The sequence below is a fragment of the Mucilaginibacter sp. NFX135 genome, assembly GCF_048565145.1.
GTDB lineage: Bacteria > Bacteroidota > Bacteroidia > Sphingobacteriales > Sphingobacteriaceae > Mucilaginibacter.
In genome coordinates this window covers 935478-961369 of record NZ_CP183412.1, presented here as the reverse complement: position 1 = coordinate 961369, position 25892 = coordinate 935478, and the positions used below count along the sequence as shown (strand labels likewise).

The following is a 25892-nucleotide window of genomic DNA, read 5'->3' as shown; positions in this document are numbered from 1 at the left end:
GTTAGCTTATACAGCGTCGATACTTTTGCGGTCATGCTTTTGCAGACTCTTGAATTGTGATGGCGTCATCCCGGTTACCTGCTTAAACTGGGCCGAAAGATGAGCTACGCTGCTGTAACCTAACTGGTAAGAGATCTCAGACAGGCTCAGTTCATTGTAGATCAGCAGTTCTTTAACTTTTTCAATTTTTTGGGCGATATAATATTTTTCGATGGTGGTACCCTCTACCGATGAAAACAGATTGCTCAGGTAACTGTAATCATGATTTAGATGGTCGGCTAACAGCACCGAAAGTTTCAATGGGTTGGCCGTATCGGTATAATGCACTAATTTGATGATCTCGGTTTTTATTTGCTCAATCAGGCGGCTTTTCTGGTTATCTATCAGCTCAAAACCAAGAGATGTCAGTGATTTTTCCAGCGCTTGAAGTTGTTGTGCTTCCGGACTTTTTTTCAGCGCTACTTCACCGAGTTCCACGCTCAAAGGTTCCAGCCCGACTTTTTCCAATTCGGTTTGTACCGCCATTTTGCAGCGGTTGCATACCATATTTTTGATGTACAGTTTCACAGATTTCAGATGTGCAAATATGTAGATGTGCAAATATGCAGATTTCAGATGTTCAAATAAGCGGATTTAAAATTTGCAGGCCAATTATGACCCCAAATCCATAATTACCACATCTGAAATCTGCACATCTAAAGTCTATTCCTCGGCTGCCAAAACCTTATTGCTGGGGCTCAATAATTTGGCGCTTTCAACCAGTTTAATGAACTCGGCACGATAACCTTCACTGTCGTCACCCTTGGCGGCACGGGCCATTTTGATGGCCTGGTCGTAGGAAGAATGTTGTTTGAATTGCGAATCGCGCAGCAGCATGCCAAACTCAGCTACAGCCGCCGCAAACCTAAAATCGGTTGATGTATAATTTAAAGCTACCGGTTTGTCATACACTTCCACATGGCTCATTTTACTTACCGATGAGGTAGGTTGTTTGTACCGGAACTTAATGGTCAGCATTTCATCAGATGAGCTTGAATAAGGCACGGGTTTCGGTTTTTGATATTTAAGCGGATCAACGCTGCCCGAGTAATCGTCTTTAACGCCGGCAGGCACTATCTCATAAAAAGCCGTTACGGTATGGCCAGATCCCATATCGCCGGCATCCTTTTTATCATTGTTAAAGTCCTCCTTGTTCAAGGCCCGGTTCTCGTAGCCTAATAAACGGTAGGCTTGCACTTTGCCGGGGTTAAATTCTACCTGTAATTTTACATCCTTGGCAATGGTGAAGAGGGTACCGCCAAACTCGCTGATGAGGGTTTTGCGGGCCTCGGTAATATTATCAATATAGGCATAGTTACCATTGCCTTTATCGGCCAGCGTTTCCATTTTGCTGTCTTTATAATTGCCCATGCCAAAGCCTAAAACGGATAGGGATATACCGCTTTCACGTTCTTTTTCAATCAGTTTTTCCATGTCGTCGTCGCTGGATGCACCAACGTTAAAATCACCATCGGTAGCCAGCATTACGCGGTTATTGCCGCCTTTCATAAAGTTTTCCATGGCAATTTTGTAGGCCAGTTTAATACCCTCGCCGCCGGCTGTTGAGCCGCCTGCCTGCAGGTTATCAATGGCGTTGTTAATAGTAGTCTTTTTATCGCCTGATGTTGCCGGTAAAACCACACCAGCGGCACCAGCGTATACTACAATAGCCACCCTATCCTGCGGGCGCAATTGGTTAACCAGCATTTTTAAGGATGATTGTACCAATGGCAACTTATTAGGCTCATACATTGAGCCTGAAACATCTATCAAAAATACCAGGTTTGATGCCGGCAATTTATCGTTAGCGATAGTTTTTGCTTTCAGACCGATGCGCAGCAGGCGGTGATTACTGTTCCAGGGGGCGGCAGACAGTTCGGTATGTATGGCAACCGGCTCGTTATTGGTTGGGCCGGCAATATTGTAATGAAAGTAATTGATCATTTCCTCAATCCGTACCGCATCGGCAGGGGGCAGCTGACCATTGTTAATAAAACGCCTTACATTGCTGTAGGATGCCGCGTCCACATCAACAGAAAAAGTGGATAATGGCTCACTTTCAACGGTTTTAAAACCATTTTCGTTAATGCCTTTATAGCTTTCGTTATCAGGCACGGGAGGGGGTATCATTTTTATTTCCCTCATCTGAATAGACTTGTTGTAATGCCTTACGTTTTTGCTGACTGCTACCCCGGCTACCGGTGCGGAGTACATTTTATCGGCAACAGCTGAATTGACAGTAGCAACTGCGTTAGTTACATTGCTTTTGTATTGCGTGGGGTAACCTACTACCTCCACTTCATTAAGTAACTGGTTAGATGCTTTCAGATGAACATTCAACGTATTGCTTTTACCGATTTTGATGGTTTGTGATTCAAAGCCTATAAAACTGAACGTGAGATTGCTTTTACCTGCAGGTATGTCAATAGTATAATGGCCTTTGATATCAGTTTGTGTACCTCGACTGGTGCCTGTAATGATTACCTGTACACCCGGCAACACCTTGTTATTATCGTCATAAACCGTTCCGCTGATATGACGATTGGAGGCAGGCGTAAACCCGGTTAGGCCCGCGAATATTAAAATGAATAGTAGCTGTTTCATTTGATAATTATTGATTTAGTGAATTACTGATTTTTATACCTGCAGTCCTCATCTGCCTATTTACACATTTGAATCTGCACATTGCTTTCATTTTAATAAGGATGTTACAGCAGCTTAATTTCCATAAACGATATAAAAAATTTATTTTGGCAGTGTTTTAATGACCAATTTTATCAAACCAAATAAACTAAGCTCATCAACTGACGCAGAATTGTTAGCTGCTTACCGTGATAACGGTGATATTGCTGTTTTAGGGCAGCTTTATGAGCGGTATATGCCTTTGGTTTATGGCGTCTGCTTAAAATACCTGAAGGATGAAGATTTGGCTAAAGATGCCGTGATGGGCATATTTGAAGAATTGGTTATTAAAGTAAAACAGCATGATATAGCTATATTCAGAAGCTGGCTGTATGTATTGGGGCGCAATTATTGCTTGATGCAGTTAAGGGCCGGCAAAAAATTAGAAGTGGTTGCTTTGGATGAGGTTATGGAATTTACTCCTTTTTTGCATCCTGATGATAATAACCGCGAAGAAGCTTATAAAGCTTTGGAGCGTTGTATTGATAAATTGACCGGCGCGCAGCAGCAAAGCATCGATCTGTTTTACTTAAAAGAGAAGTGTTACAAAGAGGTGGCTGATATAACCGGGTTTAGTTTAAATGAGGTGAAAAGTTATATACAAAATGGCAAACGAAATTTAAAAATTTGCCTGGAAAAGAGCAGTGAGCAATAAAAAAGCCGACATATCGCAGATCAGGAAGTACCTTAACGGGGAGCTTAACGCTACCGACATGCATCAGTTGGAGCGGGAGACCCTTGACGATCCGTTTTTGATGGATGCCCTGGAAGGCTACGAAGCCATTTCAAAAAATCAGCAGGGAAATCTGAACGAACTGACTGGCCGCCTGCAGGAACGCACAGTGGAAAAAAGAGGCCGTGTTATTTCATGGAAGATATGGTCGATAGCGGCATCGGTTTTAATAGTATTAACTATTGGTGGATTGTGGCTCAAAAACTCATCTCCTGCACCCGAAAAAGCAAGAGTAGCCGATGTCGTGCAGCAAACCAAGGCCGACAAGACACAGGCTGTACCACTTAAAGATACCGTAGCGGCGCCAAATCAGCCTGCCACCCATCCTGAAGCATTGGTGGCCCAAAGTATAACACCAGCGGCTGTAGTGAAAGAGACTATTAAGCAGCCTGTTGCCCAACCCAATGATAAGGCCGTTTACCAACAGGAAATATCTGCTACGGATAGTAAACAAGCTTCAACAACTTCAACAGCTGATTATGCCGATCATGCATTCAAGCAACCGGTTCCTGTAGTTTTGCACGAGGTTAAAACTCAAGCTAATAAAACCGATAATACCCAACAGTTAAGCGAGGCTGTGGTAATGAATTATACTTCGCAAAGTAAAAAGGACAGCCTGGATAATGCCATAGCCTTGAGGAGATCAAAGGCCGTCAAAGCGTCCATATTACCCGGAAAGGTTGATGGCCTAACCGTGATTCCCGCAGATCCTAAATCACAGGCCGAAGCCAGCCGGATAACGGGTATCATTCTTTCAAAAGGCGATGGTTCACCGGTCATTGGAGCTGCTATACGCATTAAGGGTACTAATAAATCAACAGTAACGGATGTTAATGGTAAATTTGCCTTGTCGGCGGCTCCGGCATCTAATGAAACACTGGATATCGCATCCATAGGCTTTGAACGTAAACAAGTAAGCGCGAAAGTAGGCGATAGTTTGAGGGTTGAGCTTAAGGATGCTACCAATTCGCTTAACGAGGTTGTGGTAGTAGGTTATGACGGTAAAAAAGATGCCGACGGAGAACCCATTGCCGAAAGCGCTCATCCACAAAATAATTGGAGCAGCTTTAAAAAATACTTGCAAGCCAATGCAACTTTACCCGATGGCACCACCGGCAATGTAAATGTAAGTTTTACCGTAGATGCTGATGGATCGCTAAGTGATTTTAAGATCAAAAAGAGCCTGAATAGTATCGCTGATCAAAAAGCCATCGACCTGATTAAAAATGGCCCCTCATGGATCGGGAATAATAACCACAAGCCCGAAACAGTTACCGTAAAGGTGAAATTTCAGAAGTAGTTAGTTTTGGTTCATAGGTCATTGATCATAGTTCATGGTCAAGGTTCGTGCTTTGATATGAACTAAACACGCCGCATAAAACTATGAACCATGATCTATGAACTATAGGCCTGATCAAAGAGAAGGCTTTTACTTCTTATTCTTATCTGCAAAAGAAAATACTTTCTGTAATAGCGGTGTGGTGCGGGCACCTAAATTCTGGCGAATGTTCAATTCTTCTTTAGCTATCTCTACAAATAAACCCGAGATGGCTTTTTGAGTTGCATAATCGCTGATATCAGGGTTCAGTTTTTTTACGAAAGGAACTTTATTATAGGCTTTTGCAGCATCGGTATAATACTTGGTTGCGTTGGCCTTGTTGAGGCTGGTTTGTATAACCGGTTTAAATTTAGCAGTTAGCTGAGGGGTAGTAGCGTGTTCAAAATATTGTGTAGCAGCATCCTGGTTACCCATTAAAATATTGGTTACATCCTGCAGTGTCATATGCTTAATGGCATCCACAAAAATAGGTTTGGCTTGCTTCGCGGCATCTTCGGCGGCACGGTTAAGCGATAGTATCACATTGTCGCAAAGTTTGCCCATGCCCAGGCTGCGTAAAGTTTTCTCTGCTTTCTGAGCCTCCGGCGGGAAAAGTATTTTAACCGCGGCATTACCAAAAAAACCGTTAACTGCCGATAACTGATCTGAGCTTTTGCCGGTAGCTATTTCAAGCGCCTGCTTCAGGCCCTTGCCTATTTCTAAATTGGTTGGTGTAATTTGTGCAGGTAGTACCGCAGCCTGTGCGGTCTGATTGAGGGTGTTGCTGCCAGCAAATGTTGTAAATGCCAGCAAACCGGTAATTACTAAAAACTTTGTTTTCATCATGTTTAAATTTAGTAAAAATTGCAGGCAATAAAAATTTATCCTATCAGGTGTATCAGTGCAAATACACCACCGGCAATAAGGGCAGATATAGGTATAGTAATGATCCAGGCCCAAACCAGGTTAATAGTAACCCCCCAGCGTACCGCCGAAACACGTTTTGTTAAACCAACACCTATGATAGAACCTGTGATAGTATGCGTAGTTGAAACCGGGATACCAAATCTTTCTGTGATAAACAGGGTAACCGCACCCGCGGTTTCCGCGCTTACACCCTCTAAAGGGGTTACCTTGGTAATTTTGGAACCCATGGTTTTTACAATTTTCCAACCACCAGACATGGTTCCGGCGGCAATAGCGGTATAACAAGCCAATGGGATCCACTCGGGCATCGGCGCGCCGGATTTAATTACACCTGAAGTGATCAGGGTTACATATAATATACCCATTACCTTTTGCGCATCGTTACCGCCATGAGCAAAACTTAATGCCGCTGCCGATACCAGTTGCAGCCTCTTAAACCAGCGTTCGGCAGTTGCAGGCCTGGCCTTTTTACATATATGTAATATTAGTATGGTGATCAAATAAGCAATAACCAAACCAATAAATGGAGCCAGTACAATGTAGGCTATAATGGTTAACACATAATGCATTTCAACTGCGTTTAGCGGATTAACATGCATATAAATGGCATTGGCCATACCGGCACCGGCAAAGCCGCCTATAAGCGTATGTGATGAACTGGAAGGTATACCAAACCACCAGGTGATCAGGTTCCAGGATATAGCGGCAATTAAGCCGGAAAGTATCACATGAATGGTCACAAAATGCTCCAATACAATTTTTGAAACCGTATTGGCAACTTTATGATCTTTGATAAAAAAGTATGCTGCAAAATTAAATACGGCAGCCATAAGCACTGCCTGAAAAGGCGTTAATACTTTGGTAGATACTATAGTGGCGATGGAGTTTGCAGCGTCATGAAAACCATTGGTATAGTCAAACAGAAGGGCAAGAACGACAACAACAACAAGTAAGGAGGTAACCATTTAGTGATGATTAAGTATGCTTAAGCGTTTTTAACTAAAATTGATTCCATAACGTTTGCCGCGTCTTCGCACATATCGGTAGCGGTTTCAAGCGCGGCAAGTATTTCTTTGTATTTGATCAAACGGATAGCATCTTTTTCATACAGAAACAGATCGGCCACGGCGCGGTCAAATACATAATCGGCCTGGTTTTCCACACTGTTTATCCTGATGCAGGAATCGGCAATGTTGCGTACATTCCTAAGGTCTTTTAATTCTTTTACGGCTTTTTCCAGATCGACGCTGGCCTGTAATATCAGGTCAGACAGCTTGCGGATATGTTCATTAAAGTCATCAATCTTGTACAGACTCATGCGGTTGGCTGCCCCATGAATATAATCGGCCACATCATCAATAGCGGTGGCCAGCGCATGTATATCTTCACGGTCAAACGGGGTGATAAAGTTTTTACCTAATTCCAGGTATATCTGGTGAGTTAGCTCATCACCTTTGTTCTCTAACTTATCTATCTGTTTATAAAGCTCTTCCTGGGTTGCAGGATTGTTGGAGTTAACAGCCTCAACCAATACGGTAGCCATGGTAACTACATTGCTTGCCGCCTGCTCAAATAAGGGAAAAAATATTTTCTTGTCCTTGGGTACAAAGTATTGGAATATGCTGTTAAGTGACATAATGCTTTAAATTGGGGTAAAGGTACGTTTGCTATGTTAAGTTAATGTTAACTTTTCAACACGGGTATATTGGGTAAATGCAAAGCTTGTTTGGCAATTTGCAGCGTAAAGCCGAAGGTTGAACCCAAGCCTTCGGTGCTGCGCACATTGATGGTTTGCTGGTGTGCTTCAATAATATGTTTTACAATGGCCAGTCCCAAACCGGAGCCGCCAATCTGCCTTGAACGACTACTGTCTGTACGATAAAAACGCTCAAATAAGCGCGGCAGGAACTTTTCTTCTATACCAATACCATCGTCAGTAACTTCAACCAACACCTGATCATGCAGTACAAAAAGACTTACCGAAGTACTGCCTTCTTCCTTGCCATACTTAAAGGAATTGTCAATGAGGTTAACCAGTACCTGGCGTATTTTCTCCCGGTCGGCATATACCAGAATACCTTCGTCGTATTTTTGCTTAAATATTAATTTAATATGGTATTGCTTGCCTTTGATCTCCAATGATTCAAAAACCTCTTTGATGAGATCATTGATCTTGAATTTGCTGTAATTGATGGGTATTTCGCCCGATTCCAGTTTAGAGATCTCGTCCAGATCTTTGATCAGATAACTCAAACGATCCACATTTTTAGAGGCCTTCTCTAAAAACTGGCGGGCCATCTCACGGTCCTCAAAATCATCATCCTGCAGGGCCTCAATATAGCCTTGTATAGCAAAAAGCGGTGTTTTGAACTCGTGCGAGATATTGGAAAGAAAATCGCGGCGGAATTTTTCCTGTTTGCGCAGTTCGTCTATCTCTATCTTTTTCTGTTTGGCCCATTCCTTTACTTCTGATTCTACATCGTTGATGGGATTGGCACTTACATGTTCGCCAAGAGCATCGCGCAGGTCGCGACCAAGCTTTAAATTGTGGATGAGTTTATAGATAAGCTTGATGCGTGAATAGATATATTTTTCGATGAGGTAATAGAAAACCACATAGCTGGTAATGAGTGTAGCCAGAAAGGTTACCATAACATCGTACCACTTGTGCTGAAAATAAAAGTTAACGGCCGAAAGCGTAATTGCCACGCCCAGGGCGGTTATTAAAACCAGTACACGCAAATTCATATCGTAAAGTTACGATTTGTAGATGATTAAAGCCCAGCGGAATGGCCAATGCCATGTTAAATTATAGTTATCAATTCCTGCATTTTTTAATAAAGCAACCAATTCGGCTTTTTTGAATGCACGCTTTACAGATAGCGGACCATCATTACGGGCCATTTTGTTCCGGGTAAAAACATGGGTTATTGCTACAATGGCATAATACAATAACCAATGGCGGTGCAGATCGGTAATAATGATGCCCTTGCGCGCGGATGCCTGCATGTTTTTGACAAGCGTTACCCATCGTTCGTCATCAAAATGGTGCGTGAACAGGCTGCTGATAACGATATCGCAGGGGCTTATATGCTTTGTACCGGTAATCACATCGGCCTGCAAATAGTTGATATTCGAAAAATTAGCTGATTCCCGACGGGCAAAATTAATAGCGGCTGGTGCAACATCAATACCGGTTAAATTGAGCTGCAAATTGTTTTTACCCGACCATTTGGCAATGGCGATTAAAGTGTCGCCACCGCCGCAGCCCCAATCGCTTATGGAGTAGCCGGTATGAATAGGGAAATTCTTTAATGCCTTGATTAGACTTTTATGCCCACCCAGTAGGGCGTTTACTTTACCTAAACCTGCTAAAACAGGTTCGATCTCGCTGCTCGGCAGATCAAAATCATCCATTATTTCGGCATCGGAGGCGCGTATGGTTAAATCAGGCATAATAATAGACACTAATTTCACGAATTGGGGCGAATTTCACGAATGAGATCGAATAAAATATTAATTTGTGCCTATTCGTTTTCATTAATGAAATTCGTGTCCATGCGTTTGACTGATCAGGAACCGGGACAGCGGAGGCAGGCTATTCAGGATATTTAAGGTGAGCGCCGTGGTAGTGTTATTGCCAAACAAACGCTGCAATTGCCTGCCGACCCAAAGGCGCCGGGCAAATTCCTTATTCCAACTGTGGGTATAATCGGCTTCTAATGCCGCACGTTTATCGGCAGTAAATGTTGCAGGCTGATAGTGGGCGATGATCTTTTCGGATAATATTTTGGCCGAATGAATGGCCATGGTCATGCCGTTGCCGCAAAGCGGGGCTATCATGCCGGCAGTATCGCCGCTCATCAGGATATGATCTTCAACAGGGGCCTTTTTCTCAAAAGATATTTCGTTGATCACTTCGGGCTTATCCAGCAGAAACTCGGCGTTACTAAAAATGTCATCCAGGTATGGGTTTTTGCGGATCACGTTTTGCTCCAGGCCTTCAAGGGTGCCAAACTTGCGAAGGTCATCCCGGTGAGCCATATAGCACATACAATAACGGTCGCCATCGGTTTTGCTTACGCCACAGTAACCATCCTTATAATTATTGAGCTGGATAAGATCATCCGGAAAATCCATCCGCACATGAAATTTGACGGCCAGGTACGGACTGCGTTTATAAAAGAAAGGACGTTTCAGTTTTTGATCAAGGTTGGATCGTTTGCCAAATGAACCTATTACCAACGGCGCGGTTAAGATGTTACCAGGTGTAACCACTTCAAAATATTGATCGACAAAACGGATATCTTCAACCCGAGTGCCAGGCATAACATTTACACCTTCGGCCATTGCCTTATGGTACAATAGATTATCAAAAGTAAATCGACTTAGGCCAAATCCACCCAGATCGAGTTTTTGCGAAAGTTTGGTGCCGGATACCGCGGTTACCTCCAGTCGACTGATCCGGGCAACCTGTAAAGGTTCCAGGTCGATATCCAGTTTGCTCAAAAATGGGATCACTTCGTTGGAGATGTATTCGCCGCATACCCGGTGCATGGGGTAAGTCTTTTTTTCGATAACCGTAACTTTAAGACCAGCCCGGTTCAATAAAATGGCATTGAATAAACCAGCCAACCCGCCACCTACTATGATTACATCGCTCATGGGTTAATGCATTTCGAGTATCATACCCTCCACAGTTAAGCCGGGGCCAAAGGCAAAACTCATGATCTTTTGCTCCTTCAAATTTTGCGCGGCGAGCATTTTTTGCAACACAAATAATATAGTGGCCGATGACATGTTACCGTATTCCTGCAAGGTTTGGTAAGCAAAGGCGTTGCTTTCTTCAGGAAGATCGAGCGCGGTTTCAACGGCTTCCAATATTTTGCGGCCGCCCGGATGTACGGCGTAAGCGGTGATCTGATCTGCATTCATTTTTACTTTATGCAGAAAACGGTCCATCAGGGCGCCGATATGTTTTTTAATCTGCTTAGATACTTTGGAGGTCAATATCATCTCGAAACCAGTATCGCCCACATGCCAGCCCATATCGTCCCGGGCCTCGGTTACAAATTCGGTATAAAAGTTCTTTAAAGAAAAACAGGTTCCTGTGCCCGAGCGATTGGCGGTATTCTCTACCAGGACAGCCGCCGCGCCATCGCTGAACAGCGAATTGGCCACCCAGTTATCAAGCGTATTAACTTTTTGAAAGTGGAGAGTACATAGCTCAATGCTCACGATCAGTACCTTAGCTTCGGGGTTGGCCCGGCAAATATAATCCGATACTTTGAGCGCATTGATGGCGCCATAACACCCCATAAAATTGATACAGGTGCGTTCGGTATCACGGTTAAGCGGCAGTTTTTCAACCAGCTCAATATCAATACCAGGGGCATGCATGCCAGTACAGCTTACGGTGATCAGGTGGGTGATCTGCGGTAAAATGCCTTCATCAAAACCGGCAAGGCAATTCTGTACTGCCTTAACGGCAATGGCTATAGCTTCGTTCTCGTAAACTTTCAATCGCTCTTTGGTGCCGGGAAAAGGTTCCAGATCAGCCGATTGCTTAAAAAAGGTGTATTGTGATGGATCGCCCTCGCCAAAATCCGGGATCACAGAGTAGCGATAGTCAATACCGGAGTGGTCATAAATACTTTTTAACCGGGCCGCGTTAGTTGTATCCAAGCCAAAAGCATTCACCATAAAATGGTAAATATCATTTTGCGCTATTCGATTATCGGGATTAGCTATCCCAATGGCACTGATGCAACTATCCATCTATATAAATTCTAAACTCTAATTTCTAAATCCGAAACCCTAAAATCCGAAATCGAACATCCTAATTCCGAAATCAAAAGTTCCCCCTTTAGGGGGTCTTGATCTCTGCGTTTACAGTAACCGTAGCCTCGTCTGCCAGTACCATGCTGTTGCCGCCTACGCCAAAATCCTTGCGGTTTACTTTAAAGCTGCCATTAAATACCGCGGTATTCCCCTTTTCTGTATAAGTAAAAGGTACCTCTATCAGTTTTGTTTTGTCTTTTATAGTTACGTTAAAACTGCCCGTATAGTTGTCTCCGCTTTTATGTTTAAATGATACCGACTTTAGCGTGATCTTTGGATAAGTAGCTACATCAAAATAATCAGCGCTTTTCAGGTGATTATCACGCATCTCATTATCTGTATTAACCGTGGCGGTTTCTATTGAGGCAATAATGCTACTGCCGGCAAGGTCTGCAGGTTTAAACTGCACATCGGCTTGCAAGCCGTTAAAGACACCGGTACAAGTAATACCCATATTTTTAATTTTAAAAGCAATGGCCGATTTGGTGACCGTTGTTTTTATCTGTGCAAAGCTGTTAATTACTAAAAAAGCTAAAATAGTGGCGAAATAAATTTTTTTCATCATGAATTACGAACGTACTTTCAAACATAACATTTTATCAGGTATCAATTTTTACATTCGTGATCACAAGGCAACCATGTTTATTATTATTACGTTAATGCAAGTACGAAGGGTTGCCTTCAGCGCTCAAATAATATTTATCATAATCACTAAATTAGTACCCAGCTCATGAACTTAAAACAGTTAATACCTACCCCATCGGCATGGGCGCATCTGCGTTTTGTATTTTCTGTTTTTTTGCTCCCGGTGTATCTGTTTGCTTTTAGCCAGGCGCATGACGTTCATTTTTGGCCGGCGGTTCTGGTTTTTTTTATCTGGCACTTACTGGCTTTCCCGGCAAGTAACGGTTATAATAGCTATTTTGACCGCGACGAGGAGAGCATCGCCCTGTTAGCTGAACCGCCTGAGGTAGATATCAGTTTGTATTATTTTTCGATACTGCTGGAGGTGGTAGCCTTTTTACTGGGTTTCCTGATCAGTTGGGAATTTGCCTTTTCGGTTTTGCTTTACGGTATTATGTCAAAACTGTACAGCCACTCATCTACACGATTAAAAAAGTATCCTATTATCAGTTTTTTAACGGTTTTCTTTTTCCAGGGGGCATTTATTTACTATACCACTTATTCAGCTTTAAGCGGATTAAGCCTGTTCAGGCATTGGGATATTGGTTTTGCTGTGGCCGGGGCTATATGTTCCTGTCTTATTGGGGCATCATACCCGCTTACCCAGGTTTACCAACATGCGGAGGATAGCCGTCGCGGTGACCGCACGATAAGTTTATTGCTGGGTTATAAAGGCTCATTTATTTTTTCAGGCGTGCTATTTGCCCTGGGGATAGCTTTATCTTACTATTACTGGCACTTGGCAGGGCAGATGTTGAATTTTTATTTTTTCCTGCTTTGCGCCCTGCCTATATTCTTGTTTTTTAACTATTGGTTTTATAAGGTTGGCCAATCAACCGAGAACGCCGATTATAAAAACGCCATGCGCATGAACTTTTTAAGCTCCGGATGTATGTTGCTTTATTTTGGTGTGTTGGCGATATGGGGTTAGATGCTAAAATTCCACATGCGCCCTCAACGATAATACGTTTACCGGGCCGCGGTCTTTATTGTAAGCCGGATTCACGATAAACTGGTAATCGGGTGTAAGCCAAACCTTCTTTTGATAAGCGTTTACTTTATAATATAATTCCGCTATCAGCTCGTGGCCATAGTTGAGCTTTCCATCGCCAATAATAAAGCCATAACCACCGGCTGCCAGATAATTGCGATGTGGCGCTGATAACCCGTTAGCTACAAAGGCCAAAGCCAGTTCATCATCACCGCGTTTCCAGGAAGTGCCTTTGAGCACGCCCCCAAAACTTAATGAACGGTCGATCTCGGTAAAATACCAGGTTTCGGTTTTACCATCGTTGTAACTTACTTTGGCAAATACGCCAAAATCTTTGCTCAGATACTGATCGGCGCTGATGCCGAAACCATATTTGTGCTTGCCATAGGTAAGGTTAGTATCCACTACCGGGTTCACAGGGTTTTGAGCCAGTGCCTGGTTGTAAACGCCCATTTTGCCATTATTCCTGAAGCCCAATACCCGTACAGTACCTTTGTTGCCATTGATGGTATAACGGCGTTCATACTCCAGTGTTTGGGTATTGGCATGCCCTATTTTGGCATCCCAGATAGCGCCATTAGCCGTAGTGGTCGACATGGTGAAGGCGAAACGCAGCGTCCAGTTGGGTTGCCCCAGCTCAAAATGGCTACCCAGAACATAGCCGCGCGTATTGGCAGGGTAATCCCAGGCGCCATTATCCATCAGGGCCCAGTTCATGAATTGTGAACGAGGGTCATGACTAAATTCATTACCATCATAAAAATCGGCCATGCCGAATTTACCAACGGTAAAAGAAAAGTATCTTTTACTTTTTAAGCCGGCCAATTGGTTATTGTCATCAGTGAGAGTGTCTTTTTCTTTACCCCACTCAAAATTCTGGGTAAAATATAGGCGGGCGATATAAATTTTAGGTTCCGCAGCACCTACCCTAAAAGTTTCACCGTTAGGAAAGCCCGCGGCGCCCAGGGTTTTACTCAGACCAGATCCTCCGGATAGTTCCGGGTTAAAAACGGCCTGTGCACCCTTCCATAAGCGGGCCGCACCAAAAAGTGTTGTGGTGATGGAGCTTTGTGTTTCTGATTTGGTAAGCAAACTGTTGGCACCGGTATAATCGGCACCAAATGATGGCTTATATTGGGTAATTACAGTTTGCTGGAAATGGAGATTAAAACGCTGTTGTTTCAGGGTATCCTGTGCAAATGCAAATAAGGTAATACTCAGCAGGAGAACGGTTAGGGGTATCGTTTTTTTCATCAGCCTCAAATTTTGCGCAAAGAAACTAAACTTTATTTAGTTTACAATCCCACTTCCGTATAAAATTGTTTTAAATAAGCTTCCATAAAATCATGCCGTTGCTGGGCCAGTTTTTTGCCTGTAGTGGTATTCATTTTATCTTTCAGCAATAACAGCTTTTCATAAAAATGGTTGATGGTTGGGGCCGATGTGTTTTTATATTCCTCCTTACTCATGTTCAGATTGGGCGCAATTTCGGGATTGTACAATTCCCGGCCCTTAAACCCGCCATACGTAAATGCCCGGGCAATCCCAATAGCACCGATGGCATCCAGGCGGTCGGCATCCTGTACAATGGCCAGTTCTGGAGAGTGAAAAGTAGTTTTATCAAAGCTTGATTTGAACGACATATGCCGGATGATCTGCTGTACATGCTCAATCATGGTTGCATCTACCTGCATGCTTTGCAGATAATTGCCGGCAGTACGCGGGCCAATCTCTTCATCGCCATTATGGAATTTACTATCGGCAATGTCATGTAATAAGGCTGCCAGTTCAATCGTAAGCAGATCGGCTTTTTCGGTTTGAGCTATCAGTTTGGCATTTGTCCAAACGCGTTGTATATGCCACCAGTCGTGTCCGCCTTCAGCATTTTTAAGTGTTTCGCGTACAAACTGTACGGTTGCGTCAATTAATTCACTATGTTCCATCAGCCAAAAATAGCAAAAAGCTTAAAGCCGAAGGCAGAAAGCTTAAAGCGGGATGGATTTTAAAGAACCAAGTAAAGCTTTAGGCTTTCTGCCTTTAGCTTTCAGCTTAATTAAGCGGCTGCTACTTTTTCGGTCTCGATGAGTTCATGAACATCTGAGCCTAATATGGCGGCTATTTGAAAAAGGCGTTCAACCGTTATTTTAGTATAGCCTAATTCAATTTTACTATAAGCATTTTGCGATATACTTAACTTTGCCGCAAGATATTCCTGCGTGTAATTCAGGCCCTCCCGGGTATTCCTGATATTGGCTGCAATCGCCTTTATTTTAAAATTCAGCATCTCTTTCATTCACGTAATAAATTGGTTATCTATACCTAACGAAATTAATGGGTGCTTAGATTTTTATTTTTTACTTTTTTTAACCGACAGGTGCATATTATCATAAGACTTAAACAAAAGACAAACGTATAGCTGATATTATGACAAGAAAAAAGCCCATGGTCAATTCAATGAGCATGGGCTTTTTTCTGTTAAAAATGGTAAAGCTATTACTCCGGTATATCGTAGCTTACAATAACTGTTGGTAACAGGGTAGCATACTCCAATGGCACCTGGTTGTAAGATATAATGGGTTTGCGCTGGCTGTAAAATTTGTAAGCTTCCTTGATGGTTGCATTACTGGCCATAGCCGGCGGATTAAAGCTGATGGAGAACGGGATAATAAAATCATGCAGTTTCTCATGATCCGGAATTATCCATTTGTGATTTGATTTTTTAAGCGCTGCAATAATAGGCAGGGTTAGCACGTAATCATCAGCATAATAAACAATTATTTTTTTGATGGTGCCCTTTTCGTCGGCTGTAAACTTAAATACTGCTGTACCCGAAGCTTTCTTGCTAATGATTTCGGGTGTTACTTTCAGGCTATCCCTGAAAAAACGGGTCATTACAGCGCCGCCACCCTGAAACGGAAATGCCAGTTCGGTTTGTGCTTTGCAATAAGCGGATAATAAAATAGCAGCGGATAATAAGATGATCTTCTTCATTTATACTTCTTTTGGTTCTCTTTTGCTGCCTTCATACAACTCATATTCCAGTAAACGGCAGTCCAGCTTACCATTGTAAAATTCAATTCTTCTTGATGGGCGCAGACCGATCTTTTTAGCCAGATCGGGGTTTCCCGTGAAAATATAACCCCGGTATCCCAGGCATTTCTTTTTCATAAAATCGCCCATGCGTGCGTAGGTGGCTTCCAGTTTGGAGTGTACACCCAGGCGTTCGCCGTATTCCGGGTTAAACATCACGATGCCTGCATCCTCAGGAACTTCGGTGTCTGCAAAGTCACAAACGCTGAAATCTATCAAATGGTCTACGCCGGCAGTTTTCGCGTTTTTTTGCGCGATGTCAACCGCGTCGGCAGATAGGTCCGTTGCAATGATCTTAAAGCCGGTTTCCTTTTTCGCTTTATCCTTTAATTTGCGGCGCTCAGTAAAAAATACTGTTTCATCATAACCTAAAATGTGCATAAAGCCATAATTCATCCTGAACAAACCCGGGCATTTATCGGTTGCCAGCAAAGCAGCTTCGATGGCTAATGTGCCTGATCCGCACATAGGGTTAATGAATGTGCTTTGCCTGTCCCAGTTGGTAGCCATAACGGTTGATGCTGCCAAAGCCTCCAGCATTGGCGCTTTGCCCGGTATTTTGCGGTAGCTATGTTTGGCCAGTGTTTCGCCTGATGTATCGATAAAAATATCAGCGTCGCTATCCTGCCAGTAAAGGTGTATCAATGTTTTATTGGCTTCGGCACCTGAGTTGGGGCGTATACCTTTTATGGATTTTATCCTGTCGGCAATGGCATCTTTTACCTTTACATTGGCAAACAGCGGGGTAAGTATGTGCTCGTTATTTACGTTTGACGATACCGAGAAATAGCCGGCAAAATCGATCAGTTTTTCCCACTCAATGGTCACCAGCTCATTATAAAGCTGTGTTGGATCGTCAGCCTTAAAGCTTTTGAGTAAATAGAGTACCTGGCTGGCGCAGCGCAGGTTAAGGTTAAGCGCAATGGTATCAGTTACGGTACCCTGAAGCTCAATCCCGGTCTGGAAAACACGGGTTGGTTTAAAACCCAGTGCCTCAACTTCCTGCTGCAGGTAAGGCGATAGCCTTTTATTGCATGTAATTACGATTTTACTCTCGGTGTGGAAAACTTGCATATTTATTTTGCGAATTTATAAATTAAAAACACCCTATTTTAATTTCTTATCTATTAACTTTACATTTTAAATTTTTTTGAGAAGATTATTATGGAAGTTAAAGGTAAGGTATATGAAGTGTCGCCAACAGTGCAGGTTACTGAGTCACTTAAAAAACGCGAACTAATACTTGAATATATTGAGAACCCTCAATATCCTGAATATTTAAAGTTTGAAGCTATACAGGATCGTTGCGCGCTGCTTGACGCAGTTAAAGTAGGCGATGATGTAGAAGTGTTTTTTAATCTGAAAGGTCGTCCCTGGACTGACAAAACAGGTAAAAAAAGCTATTTTAATTCATTGCAGTTATGGCGTGTTAACGCGCTGGCAGCAGGCGCCGGTAGCGCTACAACACCAGAATACGCGGCACCATCACCGGATATCGCTTCATCGGCTGACGATGACGACCTGCCGTTCTAATTTCGCTGTGCGATAAGAAAGATATTGTCAATTTAAAAAGATCCCTTTTAGTTTTAAGAGGGATCTTTTTGTATACAGCAGCTTTTGAAGCTATGGTGAATTGCCTGTACCTGAGTTTAGGGAGGTGCAATTTGAATTGACCCCGTTTAGTGTCCCCTTCCCATGTCATTTTTGTATATTGTATAATTCAAGCCATTTATGGCCCCCAAAAAGGCAAAATGTTATATTTCAAAAGGTTATTGCCGCCGGTAATTGTTAAAATTTGTTAAAAGGGCGTATTGTACGGTTATTTTAAAATAATTTTGCTTGTTAACAAATGAAGAAAAGAAGCATCGGTTTAATAATTGGATTAATGGGGTTTGCACTGCTCGGTGTAATGGCCATGCAATTATACTTTTTACGGCAATCGTACCAGATGCAATCTGAATTGTTTGACCGCTCTGTGAACGAGGCGCTTAACAATGTAGTGTCAAAAGTAAGTAAGCAGGATGCGGTAAACTTTTTAAATAACAAGGCACAGCGGCAGCGGAAAGTAACCAACGCTGATGACGCCAATACCGGAATAAAGATTGTAAAAAGCGATGCCAATAAACTGTATCTGCCAAAAAAAAGAAGACAAACCCTGCGCGAAAAGAAAATAGCCCTTTTGCGTGATAGTTTGGAACGGATGATCATGCATAAAAAAATGGATGATGAGCTGGCCAATTTGCTGCAGCAGGAAGGTACGGTGGATTTCCAGGTAAAGGTAGAAGAGTACACCGATGAGTTGGGCGTTGTACACGGCCGGTTTACGCCACAAATAGTACGTACCCGCATCAGCGGTACTATACGCACTAAAAAACTGCATAAATATGATACCCTAAGGTATGTGTATATCGACCCTCAGTTCGGTAAGCAGCTCATTTCTGTTCCGCAAATAAATCCTTTATGGCAGCGTGAACAAATTCGCAAACAAAAGGAACGGCAGGTAGCACAGATCAAGAAAATGCTGGAGACGGATTCATTGCAAAATTTAAACACGGGTAAAACTACCGTAATTGAAAACCTTGCCGAAGAATACCGCAAAACGGGCGAGCCGCTAAATAAACGCATAAACCCGTTTTGGATCGATTCTTTATTACGTTTTGAACTACATAATAAAGGCATTTCTTTGCCCTTTAGCTATGAAGTAACAACCGCCAGCAGCGATTCACTCATATTTTCAAGTGCTACTGATAACGATGGTAATAAACCCGTATTTATAGCCGCCAATACCTATCAAACCCCCATATTTGGTAAAGATGTGATCAATGATCCGGGTAAGATCAGGTTATCATTCCCACAAAAAAACTCACTCATATTACGTAATATGACCGCCACCATGGGTACCACCGGTGGATTATTGATCGTATTGATATTTTGTTTTGGTTATACCATCTTCTCAATCCTCAGGCAAAAAAAGGTATCGGAGATGAAGATCGATTTCATTAATAATATGACCCACGAGTTTAAGACTCCGGTATCAACTATCATGATAGCCAGCGAAGCTTTAAAGGATGCTGAGATATCGGAAGATAAAAGCCGGGTATCACGTTTAGCCAATATTATTTTTGAAGAAAACGCCCGTTTAGGCAGCCATATTGAACGGGTACTCAATATTGCCCGTATTGAAAAAAATGATTTTAAGCTGGATAAAAAGCCGCTGGATGTGAATGATATGGTAACGGTGGTAATAGATAGCATGGCGCTTAAACTACATAAATGCAACGCCAAAACCACGCTCGATCTTACTGATGAAAATACTACGATTATAGCCGACGAGCTGCACTTTTCAAACGTGCTGTACAACCTGGTTGATAATGCTATAAAATATAGTGCCGATACACCAGATATCACCATAACCACATTAGTGAAAAACGGGCAGGTGCTTATCCGCGTCGCCGATAAGGGAATAGGTATGAGCCGTGATCAGCAAACCAAAATATTTGAACAGTTTTATCGTATCCCTACCGGGAACCTTCATGATGTGAAGGGCTTTGGCCTGGGCTTAAGTTATGTGAATACGATTGTAAAAAGATTGAACGGGACAATAAGTGTAAGATCTGAAAAAGACAAAGGCTCGGAATTTGAGCTTAAATTTGCGCAGGTATAAAAGATATACGAAAGTACGGAAGTGTGATAAGCCGGCAAAGTAAAAAATAAAATATAGCGTTTGGATTCCCTGTGATTATCAGGCTTTCAAATAAAGGATAATCTTCCGGACATTCTGACTTATCGGACTTCCGGACTAAAAAAAGCAAATGAAAAAAATATTACTGGTTGAAGATGATGCCAATCTGGGCGCGCTACTACAGGATTATCTGCAGTTAAAAGGTAAGTTTGATGTTGTTTTATGCAAAGACGGCGAAGAAGGTTTGCGCGCCTTTACCAAACAGGTATATGACTTGTTGATATTGGATGTCATGATGCCCAAAAAAGATGGCTTTACGCTGGGTAAAGAAATCAGGAAGATAAATCCGCATGTACCTATCATTTTTGCTACAGCAAAAAGCATGATCGAAGATAAGATGCAGGCTTTTAACCTGGGGGGCGACGATTACATTACCAAACCTTTCCGCATAGAGGAGCTCTTGCTGCGCATTAATGCCATGCTTAAGAGAACCGAGAATACCGAGAAAAAGGAGGAAGAAAAGCAAACCTCGTTTAAAATTGGCAAGTACATATTTGATTTTACCCTGCAGACGATCTCCATTGGTGATAACCAGCAAAAACTATCAACCAAAGAAGCCGAGCTGCTTCGCTTGTTGTGTATGCGTAAAAATGAGGTACTTACCCGGGAAGAAGCCTTACTGAATATCTGGCACGATGATAATTACTTTAACGGTCGTAGCATGGATGTGTTTTTAAGCAAGATACGCAAATACTTAAAAGACGATCCTAATGTCGAGATCATTAATGTGCATGGCCGGGGTTATAAGTTGCTGATCAATTAATTAGCAGAGCCTGCTTAATTTGCTTTAAACTATTTATGTATCTTTTAAAAAACATTGCCATCGATTTTAGTCAACGGCAAGAATAACCTTCATTTTTAACATCCTTAAGATATATTCTGTTGAAATTATTGGTTGCAAATAAAAAAGCCTGCTACAATGAGCAGGCTTTATATAATATGGTATAACGTTATTATTTAGTAACGTACATTACTTCTTTAACCGCTTTAATCACACGCTCCGGATTTGGCAGGTATTCCTGGATCAGGGTTGGTGCATAAGGCAGCGGAACATCGCCGCCCATGATGCGTAGTATAGGTGCATCAAGATAATCAAACGCGTCTTTTTGAACTTTAAAGGCAACCTCGGTAGCGATTGAGCCTAAAGGCCAGCTTTCTTCAATGATCACTAAACGGTTTGTTTTTTTAACCGATTCAATCACAGTAGCATAATCGATAGGGCGTACGGTACGCAGGTCGATCACTTCGGCATGAATGCCTTCTTTTTCCAGTTCGGCAGCAGCGGCTATAACCACTTTCATGATCTTACCAAAGCCTACCAAAGTAACATCAGATCCTTCTTTAACCACTTTGGCTTTACCTAATGGTATATAATAAGTTTCTTCAGGAACTTCCCCTTTATCACCATACATTAATTCAGACTCCATGAAAATAACCGGATCCGGATCAAGAATAGCTGATTTCAATAAACCTTTAGCATCGTAAGGGTTTGATGGTACTACCACTTTTAAACCAGGGCAGTTGGCATACCAGTTTTCAAAACACTGACTGTGTTGTGAGCTTAACATCCCCGCATTGCCGGTTGGGCCGCGGAAAACGATCGGAACCGAGAACTGGCCACCGCTCATGGACATGATCTTGGCTGCACCATTGATGATCTGATCAATAGCCACTAACGAAAAGTTAAAAGTCATGAACTCGATGATCGGGCGCAATCCATTCATAGCAGAGCCAATGCCTATACCGGCAAAGCCTAATTCAGAGATGGGCGTATCAATAACGCGTTTGGCACCAAATTCATCCAGCATACCCTGGCTTACTTTATAGGCGCCATTATATTCGGCAACCTCTTCACCCATCAGGTATATTTTATCGTCGTTGCGCATTTCTTCGACCATGGCCTCTCTTAGCGCTTCTCTGAACTGTATTTCTCTCATTATATTTATATAAAATGATGTTTTTTGCGACCGCAAATATAAACACTAATGTGTAAAATGCAATCCCCAAGCAGGTGCAGATGAGGTTTTACCGCATATATTTTACAAAAATCAGCACATTGCTGGTATAAACCTTATGTCAATGAGATTTCCATCATTAAAAAGCCTTGCCGATGATAATATTGATACTATTAAGCGGTGCTCCTTTGGAATTTTGATCTTTACAAATTATCCAGCACACTCAAATCAAATTTGGGTTTGAGCGTATATTTCAATTGTACCAAACCGCTGCTGAACTGCTCGCTGCCAATGAGTGTAAGTTCTGTGCGTTCCTTTATATTGATAAAAAGCGGTTTGCCGGCACCTAAAATCACGGGGTGCACGGATATCAACATTTCATTGATCATGTTATGGTTTATAAAAGCCGATACCAATTCGGCTCCCCCGAACAACCAAATATTTGCTCCGGGTTGATGCCTGATCTCTTCTATACGCGCTTTAAAATCAGTTTCGGTAATGATTTCGGCATTGCCCTCAACATGTGTTAAGGTATTGGAAAAAACGTACATTTTAATTGCCGCGAATACCTCCGGACTATCGCGCATAAGCATCTCATAACTTTTGCGTCCCAAAAATATGGCATCGGTACTGCCTAAAAACCCGGTCATACCATAGTCCTGATCGGCAAAGCACCAGTCGTACTCACCATTAGGGCCTTCAATATATCCGTCGAGGCTCAAAGCCAGGTTCAAAATTATTTTTCGCATGTTAGTTTTGGATGTAGTACAGATTTATTCGTCTTCCTGAACGCGGTTCTTTTCCTGCCACTGTTTGCTGAATGATTTTTCGGCTACATTGGGCATATCCCGCAGGTGCCCCCATGTCTTTTTAAAGAAAGTTTTGAGTAGATAGTTCTTCATCTTTCCTCCAAAAAAATCGGTGAGCTTGCGTTTGAGCATCCCTTTTGTCCAGATGCTCCAGCCCCAGCGTTCTTTAGGGGTAACCAGGTGCTCTTTTACCGCATCGCGACGGTTAAGGAGCAGCATTTTGTGAATGTCGATTTTAACCGGGCAAACTTCAGTACATCGGCCGCATAAGCTGGAGGCATAGCTGAGGTGTTTAAACTCGCCCATGCCCCGGGTATGGGGGGTAATAATTGAGCCAATAGGGCCGCTGTAGGTGGTATTATAGGTGTGGCCGCCAATATTTTTATAAATAGGACAAACGTTTAAACAGGCACCGCAGCGAATGCAGTATAGCCCCTGGCGCTGCTCTTTCTGAGCCAGCAGATTGGTGCGACCGTTATCCAGCAATATCACATACATTTCGTCGGGGCCATCGGTTTCATTGGGTTGGCGCGGGCCACTTAAAATGGTGTTATAAACCGTAAGGTTTTGGCCGGTACCATGTGTAGATAGTATTGGCCAGAACAGGTCGAGATCTGCAATAGATGGTATCAGCTTTTCGATACCCACAATAGCAATATGTATTTTAGGGAATGTAGTACATAAGCGGGCATTTCCCTCGTTTTCGCTAATAGCGATACTGCCAGTATCAGCGAGGAGAAAATTAGCACCAGTAATGCCGATATCAGCTTGCAGATATTTGTCGCGCAGTAATTCGCGTGCTTTAAGGGTAAGCTGCTCCGGTGTGGCATCAATAGGGGTACCAAAACGCTCATGAAATAGTTTAGCTATATCCCCTTTACTGAGATGCATAGCCGGGGTAACTATATGGTATGGCTTTTGCCCCAGAAGCTGCACAATATACTCACCAAGGTCGGTTTCCAATGACTCAATCTGATTACTTTCCAGGAACTCATTTAAATGAATTTCCTCCGTAACCATTGATTTTGATTTTACAACAGTTTTGGCGTTGGCTTTCCGAATAATACTCAATATCTCGCGATTGGCTTCTTCGGCATCATTGGCCCAGATCACTTTGCCACCGCGTTTTTGGAAATTGGCTTCAAACTCTGGTAAAAATTTATCCAGGTTTTCCATCACCTTCCACTTGATCACATGTCCTTTGCGTTTGGCATTGTCAAGGTTAGTAATGCGGGAAAGACCGCGCTCAACGGCAGTGCTGTATTTATCAATATTATTATTGATAATACGGCGGTGATCAACGTCAAACGCCTTCTCTTCAGAGGCTACCAAAAACTCTTCCGCAGTGCTTCCCATATATGCGAAAATAAGATTTTTTTTATAGAGACGCATATTTACGCCTCCTGAATATTTACCGGAAACAAAAAAGAGACGCAAATACGCGTCTCTATATTTTAAATTTTTATAACCGATTGTCCAAAATGTTTTACCTGGCCTCTTCAGATATTTTGCCGTCTACAAAAGGGCGTTTATCACGGTTGGCCAGTTCCCAGCCTGTGTAAAATACCAATTGTGCACGTTTGGCCAGCAGCGGGAAGTTGATCTTGCTTACTTCATCGCCAGGCTGATGATAATCTGCATGCACGCCGTTAAAGTAAAATATAATAGGCACGCCATGCTTGGCAAAGTTATAATGATCGCTGCGGTAGTAAAACCGATTTGGATCATTCGGGTCATCATACTTATAATCTAAATGCAGCTTGGTGTAAGTATTATTGGCATTTTCTCCAACTTCATGCAGTTCTTTACTCAGCATTGATGAGCCTATGGCATAAACATAATTAGCTGAATCGGGCTTGCCGATATACTCTTCACCCACACGGCCAATCATATCAATGTTAAGGTCGGTTATGGTGTTAGCCAGCGGAAAAACCGGGTGCTCGGAGTAGTATTCAGAACCCAATAAACCTTTTTCTTCGCCTACGTTACCTAAAAACAAAATGCTGCGGCGTGGGCCGTGCCCATCTTTTTTAGCTTGGGAAAATGCACGGGCAATTTCCAATATCCCTGTAGTACCAGAGCCATCATCATCGGCACCGTTATTTACTTTATCCTTGGCATTGGGATCGGGGTTTAAGCCAATGTGATCATAGTGCGCCGAGAACACCAGTACCTCATCTTTAAGATCGGTACCCGGCAGGTAGCCCAATACATCAACCGCTTTTACATCTTTCTTTTCAGTATGATAATTTAGTACGATATCGGTATTCGCAGTCACCGCTGGAGTAGTCTTAGCGGCCGACTGTGCCTTTAATTGTTCATAGGTTATACCTGTTGTTTTTAGCAGCTCATCTGCCAGGCTGGTAGTAATATTGAATACCGGCGCATTTGGGTTTGACGGTACTGCGTCGTCCTTCTTGATGGTTAAACGCGGGCTCGCTATGCTGTTACCAAAGCGGCTTAGTGCTTTGGCGATGCCAGGGTTAGCTGCAAGTATGGCTAAAGGTTTTTTGCTTTGCAGGTTTTTAACAATTTTGGTGCGGGCGGCCGTCATGCGGTAGCTTGTATTGGGGGTGGATCCGGCTTCGGGTTTGTCCTCGTTTATCCAAAGCAATATTTTCCCGGTCAAGTCGGCAGCGCTTATTTCTTCTTCAGTTCCATAGCCCACAAATACGATTGTATTGGCAGTTAGGTTATTATCAGGGTAGGTTCCGGTAAGATAGAAATCTTTACCATAGTTAAATGTTTTGCCGTTAACGGTAAAATCGGTTACCTGCAACAGGTTTTGTGTAAGCGGAACATCCAAAAAGTACGATCCATTCACAGGAGCCTGCAAGCCCAACCTTTTAAATTCAGCTGCGATATAATTTGCTGCTTTCTCGGCGCCGGGCTTGCCGGTTTCGCGGCCTTCAAACGCGTCTGATGCTATGATGCTCAGGTGCTTTTTGGCGTCGTCGGCAGTGATCAACTTAGCGTACTTTATAATGGTTGGATTTTGCTGGGCACAGGCATTTAAAGCAAATGCAGACGAGATGGCCAACAGATATATTTTTTTCATTTATTGTTTGTTAATGGTTTATA

At 42.7% G+C, this 25892-nt stretch carries 25 protein-coding genes; 6 read left to right on the top strand and 19 right to left on the bottom strand.

What is annotated here, in order from left to right; translation table 11 throughout:
- Positions 1–6 precede the first annotated feature (6 nt).
- Complete coding sequence (locus ACNURT_RS04275; RefSeq protein ID WP_419700684.1) at positions 7–525, bottom strand: helix-turn-helix domain-containing protein; 519 nt, start codon at positions 523–525, stop codon at positions 7–9.
- Positions 526–702: 177 nt separating this feature from the next.
- Positions 703–2643: a YfbK domain-containing protein gene (locus ACNURT_RS04270; RefSeq protein ID WP_419700683.1), complete on the bottom strand. Its 1941-nt coding sequence runs from the start codon at positions 2641–2643 to the stop codon at positions 703–705.
- Positions 2644–2803: 160 nt separating this feature from the next.
- On the opposite strand from ACNURT_RS04270, the gene ACNURT_RS04265 reads away from it, so the two are divergent.
- Positions 2804–3376 (top strand): RNA polymerase sigma factor, encoded by a 573-nt coding sequence (locus ACNURT_RS04265; RefSeq protein ID WP_419700682.1) that lies wholly within the window; start codon positions 2804–2806, stop codon positions 3374–3376.
- Complete coding sequence (locus ACNURT_RS04260) at positions 3366–4754, top strand: carboxypeptidase-like regulatory domain-containing protein (protein WP_419700681.1); 1389 nt, start codon at positions 3366–3368, stop codon at positions 4752–4754. The genes ACNURT_RS04265 and ACNURT_RS04260 overlap by 11 nt, the downstream gene beginning before the upstream one ends.
- Positions 4755–4883: 129 nt before the next feature.
- Here the strand turns inward: ACNURT_RS04260 and ACNURT_RS04255 are convergent, their stop codons facing one another.
- The 8 genes from ACNURT_RS04255 to ACNURT_RS04220 all read right to left on the bottom strand — a co-directional run bounded on the left by ACNURT_RS04255 (position 4884) and on the right by ACNURT_RS04220 (position 12105).
- A complete protein-coding gene (locus ACNURT_RS04255; RefSeq protein ID WP_419700680.1) occupies positions 4884–5618 on the bottom strand; it encodes a DUF4197 domain-containing protein in 735 nt (244 codons plus the stop codon).
- Between the two features lie 35 nt (positions 5619–5653).
- Complete coding sequence (locus ACNURT_RS04250) at positions 5654–6664, bottom strand: anion permease (protein ID WP_419700679.1); 1011 nt, start codon at positions 6662–6664, stop codon at positions 5654–5656.
- Between the two features lie 20 nt (positions 6665–6684).
- Positions 6685–7335 (bottom strand): DUF47 domain-containing protein, encoded by a 651-nt coding sequence (locus tag ACNURT_RS04245; protein WP_370998041.1) that lies wholly within the window; start codon positions 7333–7335, stop codon positions 6685–6687.
- Positions 7336–7382: 47 nt separating this feature from the next.
- Positions 7383–8447, bottom strand: coding sequence for a sensor histidine kinase (locus ACNURT_RS04240; protein ID WP_370998042.1), 1065 nt, complete (start codon positions 8445–8447; stop codon positions 7383–7385).
- A 9-nt stretch (positions 8448–8456) separates the two neighbouring features.
- A complete protein-coding gene (locus ACNURT_RS04235; RefSeq protein ID WP_419700678.1) occupies positions 8457–9155 on the bottom strand; it encodes a methyltransferase domain-containing protein in 699 nt (232 codons plus the stop codon).
- A gap of 84 nt (positions 9156–9239) precedes the next feature.
- A complete protein-coding gene (locus ACNURT_RS04230) occupies positions 9240–10364 on the bottom strand; it encodes an NAD(P)/FAD-dependent oxidoreductase (protein ID WP_419700677.1) in 1125 nt (374 codons plus the stop codon).
- 3 nt (positions 10365–10367) lie between these two features.
- A complete protein-coding gene (locus ACNURT_RS04225) occupies positions 10368–11477 on the bottom strand; it encodes a type III polyketide synthase (protein WP_419700676.1) in 1110 nt (369 codons plus the stop codon).
- A gap of 88 nt (positions 11478–11565) precedes the next feature.
- The gene (locus ACNURT_RS04220) at positions 11566–12105 is read right to left on the bottom strand and encodes a YceI family protein (protein ID WP_419700675.1); all 540 of its coding nucleotides are present in this window, start codon (positions 12103–12105) and stop codon (positions 11566–11568) included.
- A 165-nt stretch (positions 12106–12270) separates the two neighbouring features.
- Here ACNURT_RS04220 and ACNURT_RS04215 point away from each other — a divergent pair, with 165 nt between their 5' ends.
- Positions 12271–13155 (top strand): UbiA family prenyltransferase, encoded by an 885-nt coding sequence (locus ACNURT_RS04215; protein WP_419700674.1) that lies wholly within the window; start codon positions 12271–12273, stop codon positions 13153–13155.
- A 3-nt stretch (positions 13156–13158) separates the two neighbouring features.
- On the opposite strand, the gene ACNURT_RS04210 is transcribed toward ACNURT_RS04215, so the two are convergent.
- The 5 genes from ACNURT_RS04210 to ACNURT_RS04190 form a co-directional block, all read right to left on the bottom strand.
- A complete protein-coding gene (locus ACNURT_RS04210) occupies positions 13159–14469 on the bottom strand; it encodes a carbohydrate porin (RefSeq protein ID WP_419700673.1) in 1311 nt (436 codons plus the stop codon).
- A 41-nt stretch (positions 14470–14510) separates the two neighbouring features.
- Positions 14511–15158 carry an HD domain-containing protein gene (locus tag ACNURT_RS04205; protein ID WP_419700672.1) on the bottom strand — a complete coding sequence of 216 codons (648 nt, stop codon included), beginning with the start codon at positions 15156–15158 and terminating at the stop codon, positions 14511–14513.
- 110 nt (positions 15159–15268) lie between these two features.
- On the bottom strand, positions 15269–15508 hold the full coding sequence (locus ACNURT_RS04200; protein WP_370998051.1) for a helix-turn-helix domain-containing protein: 240 nt from the start codon (positions 15506–15508) through the stop codon (positions 15269–15271).
- 200 nt (positions 15509–15708) lie between these two features.
- Positions 15709–16206: a hypothetical protein gene (locus ACNURT_RS04195; RefSeq protein ID WP_419700671.1), complete on the bottom strand. Its 498-nt coding sequence runs from the start codon at positions 16204–16206 to the stop codon at positions 15709–15711.
- A complete protein-coding gene (locus ACNURT_RS04190) occupies positions 16207–17379 on the bottom strand; it encodes a THUMP domain-containing class I SAM-dependent RNA methyltransferase (protein ID WP_370998053.1) in 1173 nt (390 codons plus the stop codon).
- A 90-nt stretch (positions 17380–17469) separates the two neighbouring features.
- Here ACNURT_RS04190 and ACNURT_RS04185 point away from each other — a divergent pair, with 90 nt between their 5' ends.
- The 3 genes from ACNURT_RS04185 to ACNURT_RS04175 all read left to right on the top strand — a co-directional run bounded on the left by ACNURT_RS04185 (position 17470) and on the right by ACNURT_RS04175 (position 20810).
- Positions 17470–17838 (top strand): DUF3127 domain-containing protein, encoded by a 369-nt coding sequence (locus ACNURT_RS04185; RefSeq protein WP_166092703.1) that lies wholly within the window; start codon positions 17470–17472, stop codon positions 17836–17838.
- Between the two features lie 316 nt (positions 17839–18154).
- Positions 18155–19969, top strand: coding sequence for a sensor histidine kinase (locus ACNURT_RS04180; RefSeq protein WP_419700670.1), 1815 nt, complete (start codon positions 18155–18157; stop codon positions 19967–19969).
- Positions 19970–20117: 148 nt separating this feature from the next.
- Positions 20118–20810, top strand: a complete 693-nt coding sequence (locus ACNURT_RS04175; RefSeq protein ID WP_370998055.1) for a response regulator transcription factor — start codon at positions 20118–20120, stop codon at positions 20808–20810.
- A gap of 190 nt (positions 20811–21000) precedes the next feature.
- On the opposite strand, the gene ACNURT_RS04170 is transcribed toward ACNURT_RS04175, so the two are convergent.
- From ACNURT_RS04170 to ACNURT_RS04155, 4 genes are all read right to left on the bottom strand, one after another.
- Positions 21001–21984, bottom strand: a complete 984-nt coding sequence (locus ACNURT_RS04170; RefSeq protein ID WP_370998056.1) for a pyruvate dehydrogenase complex E1 component subunit beta — start codon at positions 21982–21984, stop codon at positions 21001–21003.
- 221 nt (positions 21985–22205) lie between these two features.
- On the bottom strand, positions 22206–22751 hold the full coding sequence (locus ACNURT_RS04165; RefSeq protein WP_419700669.1) for a dihydrofolate reductase family protein: 546 nt from the start codon (positions 22749–22751) through the stop codon (positions 22206–22208).
- Positions 22752–22775: 24 nt separating this feature from the next.
- Positions 22776–24167 (bottom strand): LutB/LldF family L-lactate oxidation iron-sulfur protein, encoded by a 1392-nt coding sequence (locus tag ACNURT_RS04160; RefSeq protein ID WP_419700668.1) that lies wholly within the window; start codon positions 24165–24167, stop codon positions 22776–22778.
- Between the two features lie 130 nt (positions 24168–24297).
- Positions 24298–25869, bottom strand: a complete 1572-nt coding sequence (locus ACNURT_RS04155; protein WP_419700667.1) for a M28 family peptidase — start codon at positions 25867–25869, stop codon at positions 24298–24300.
- Positions 25870–25892: the final 23 nt, after the last annotated feature.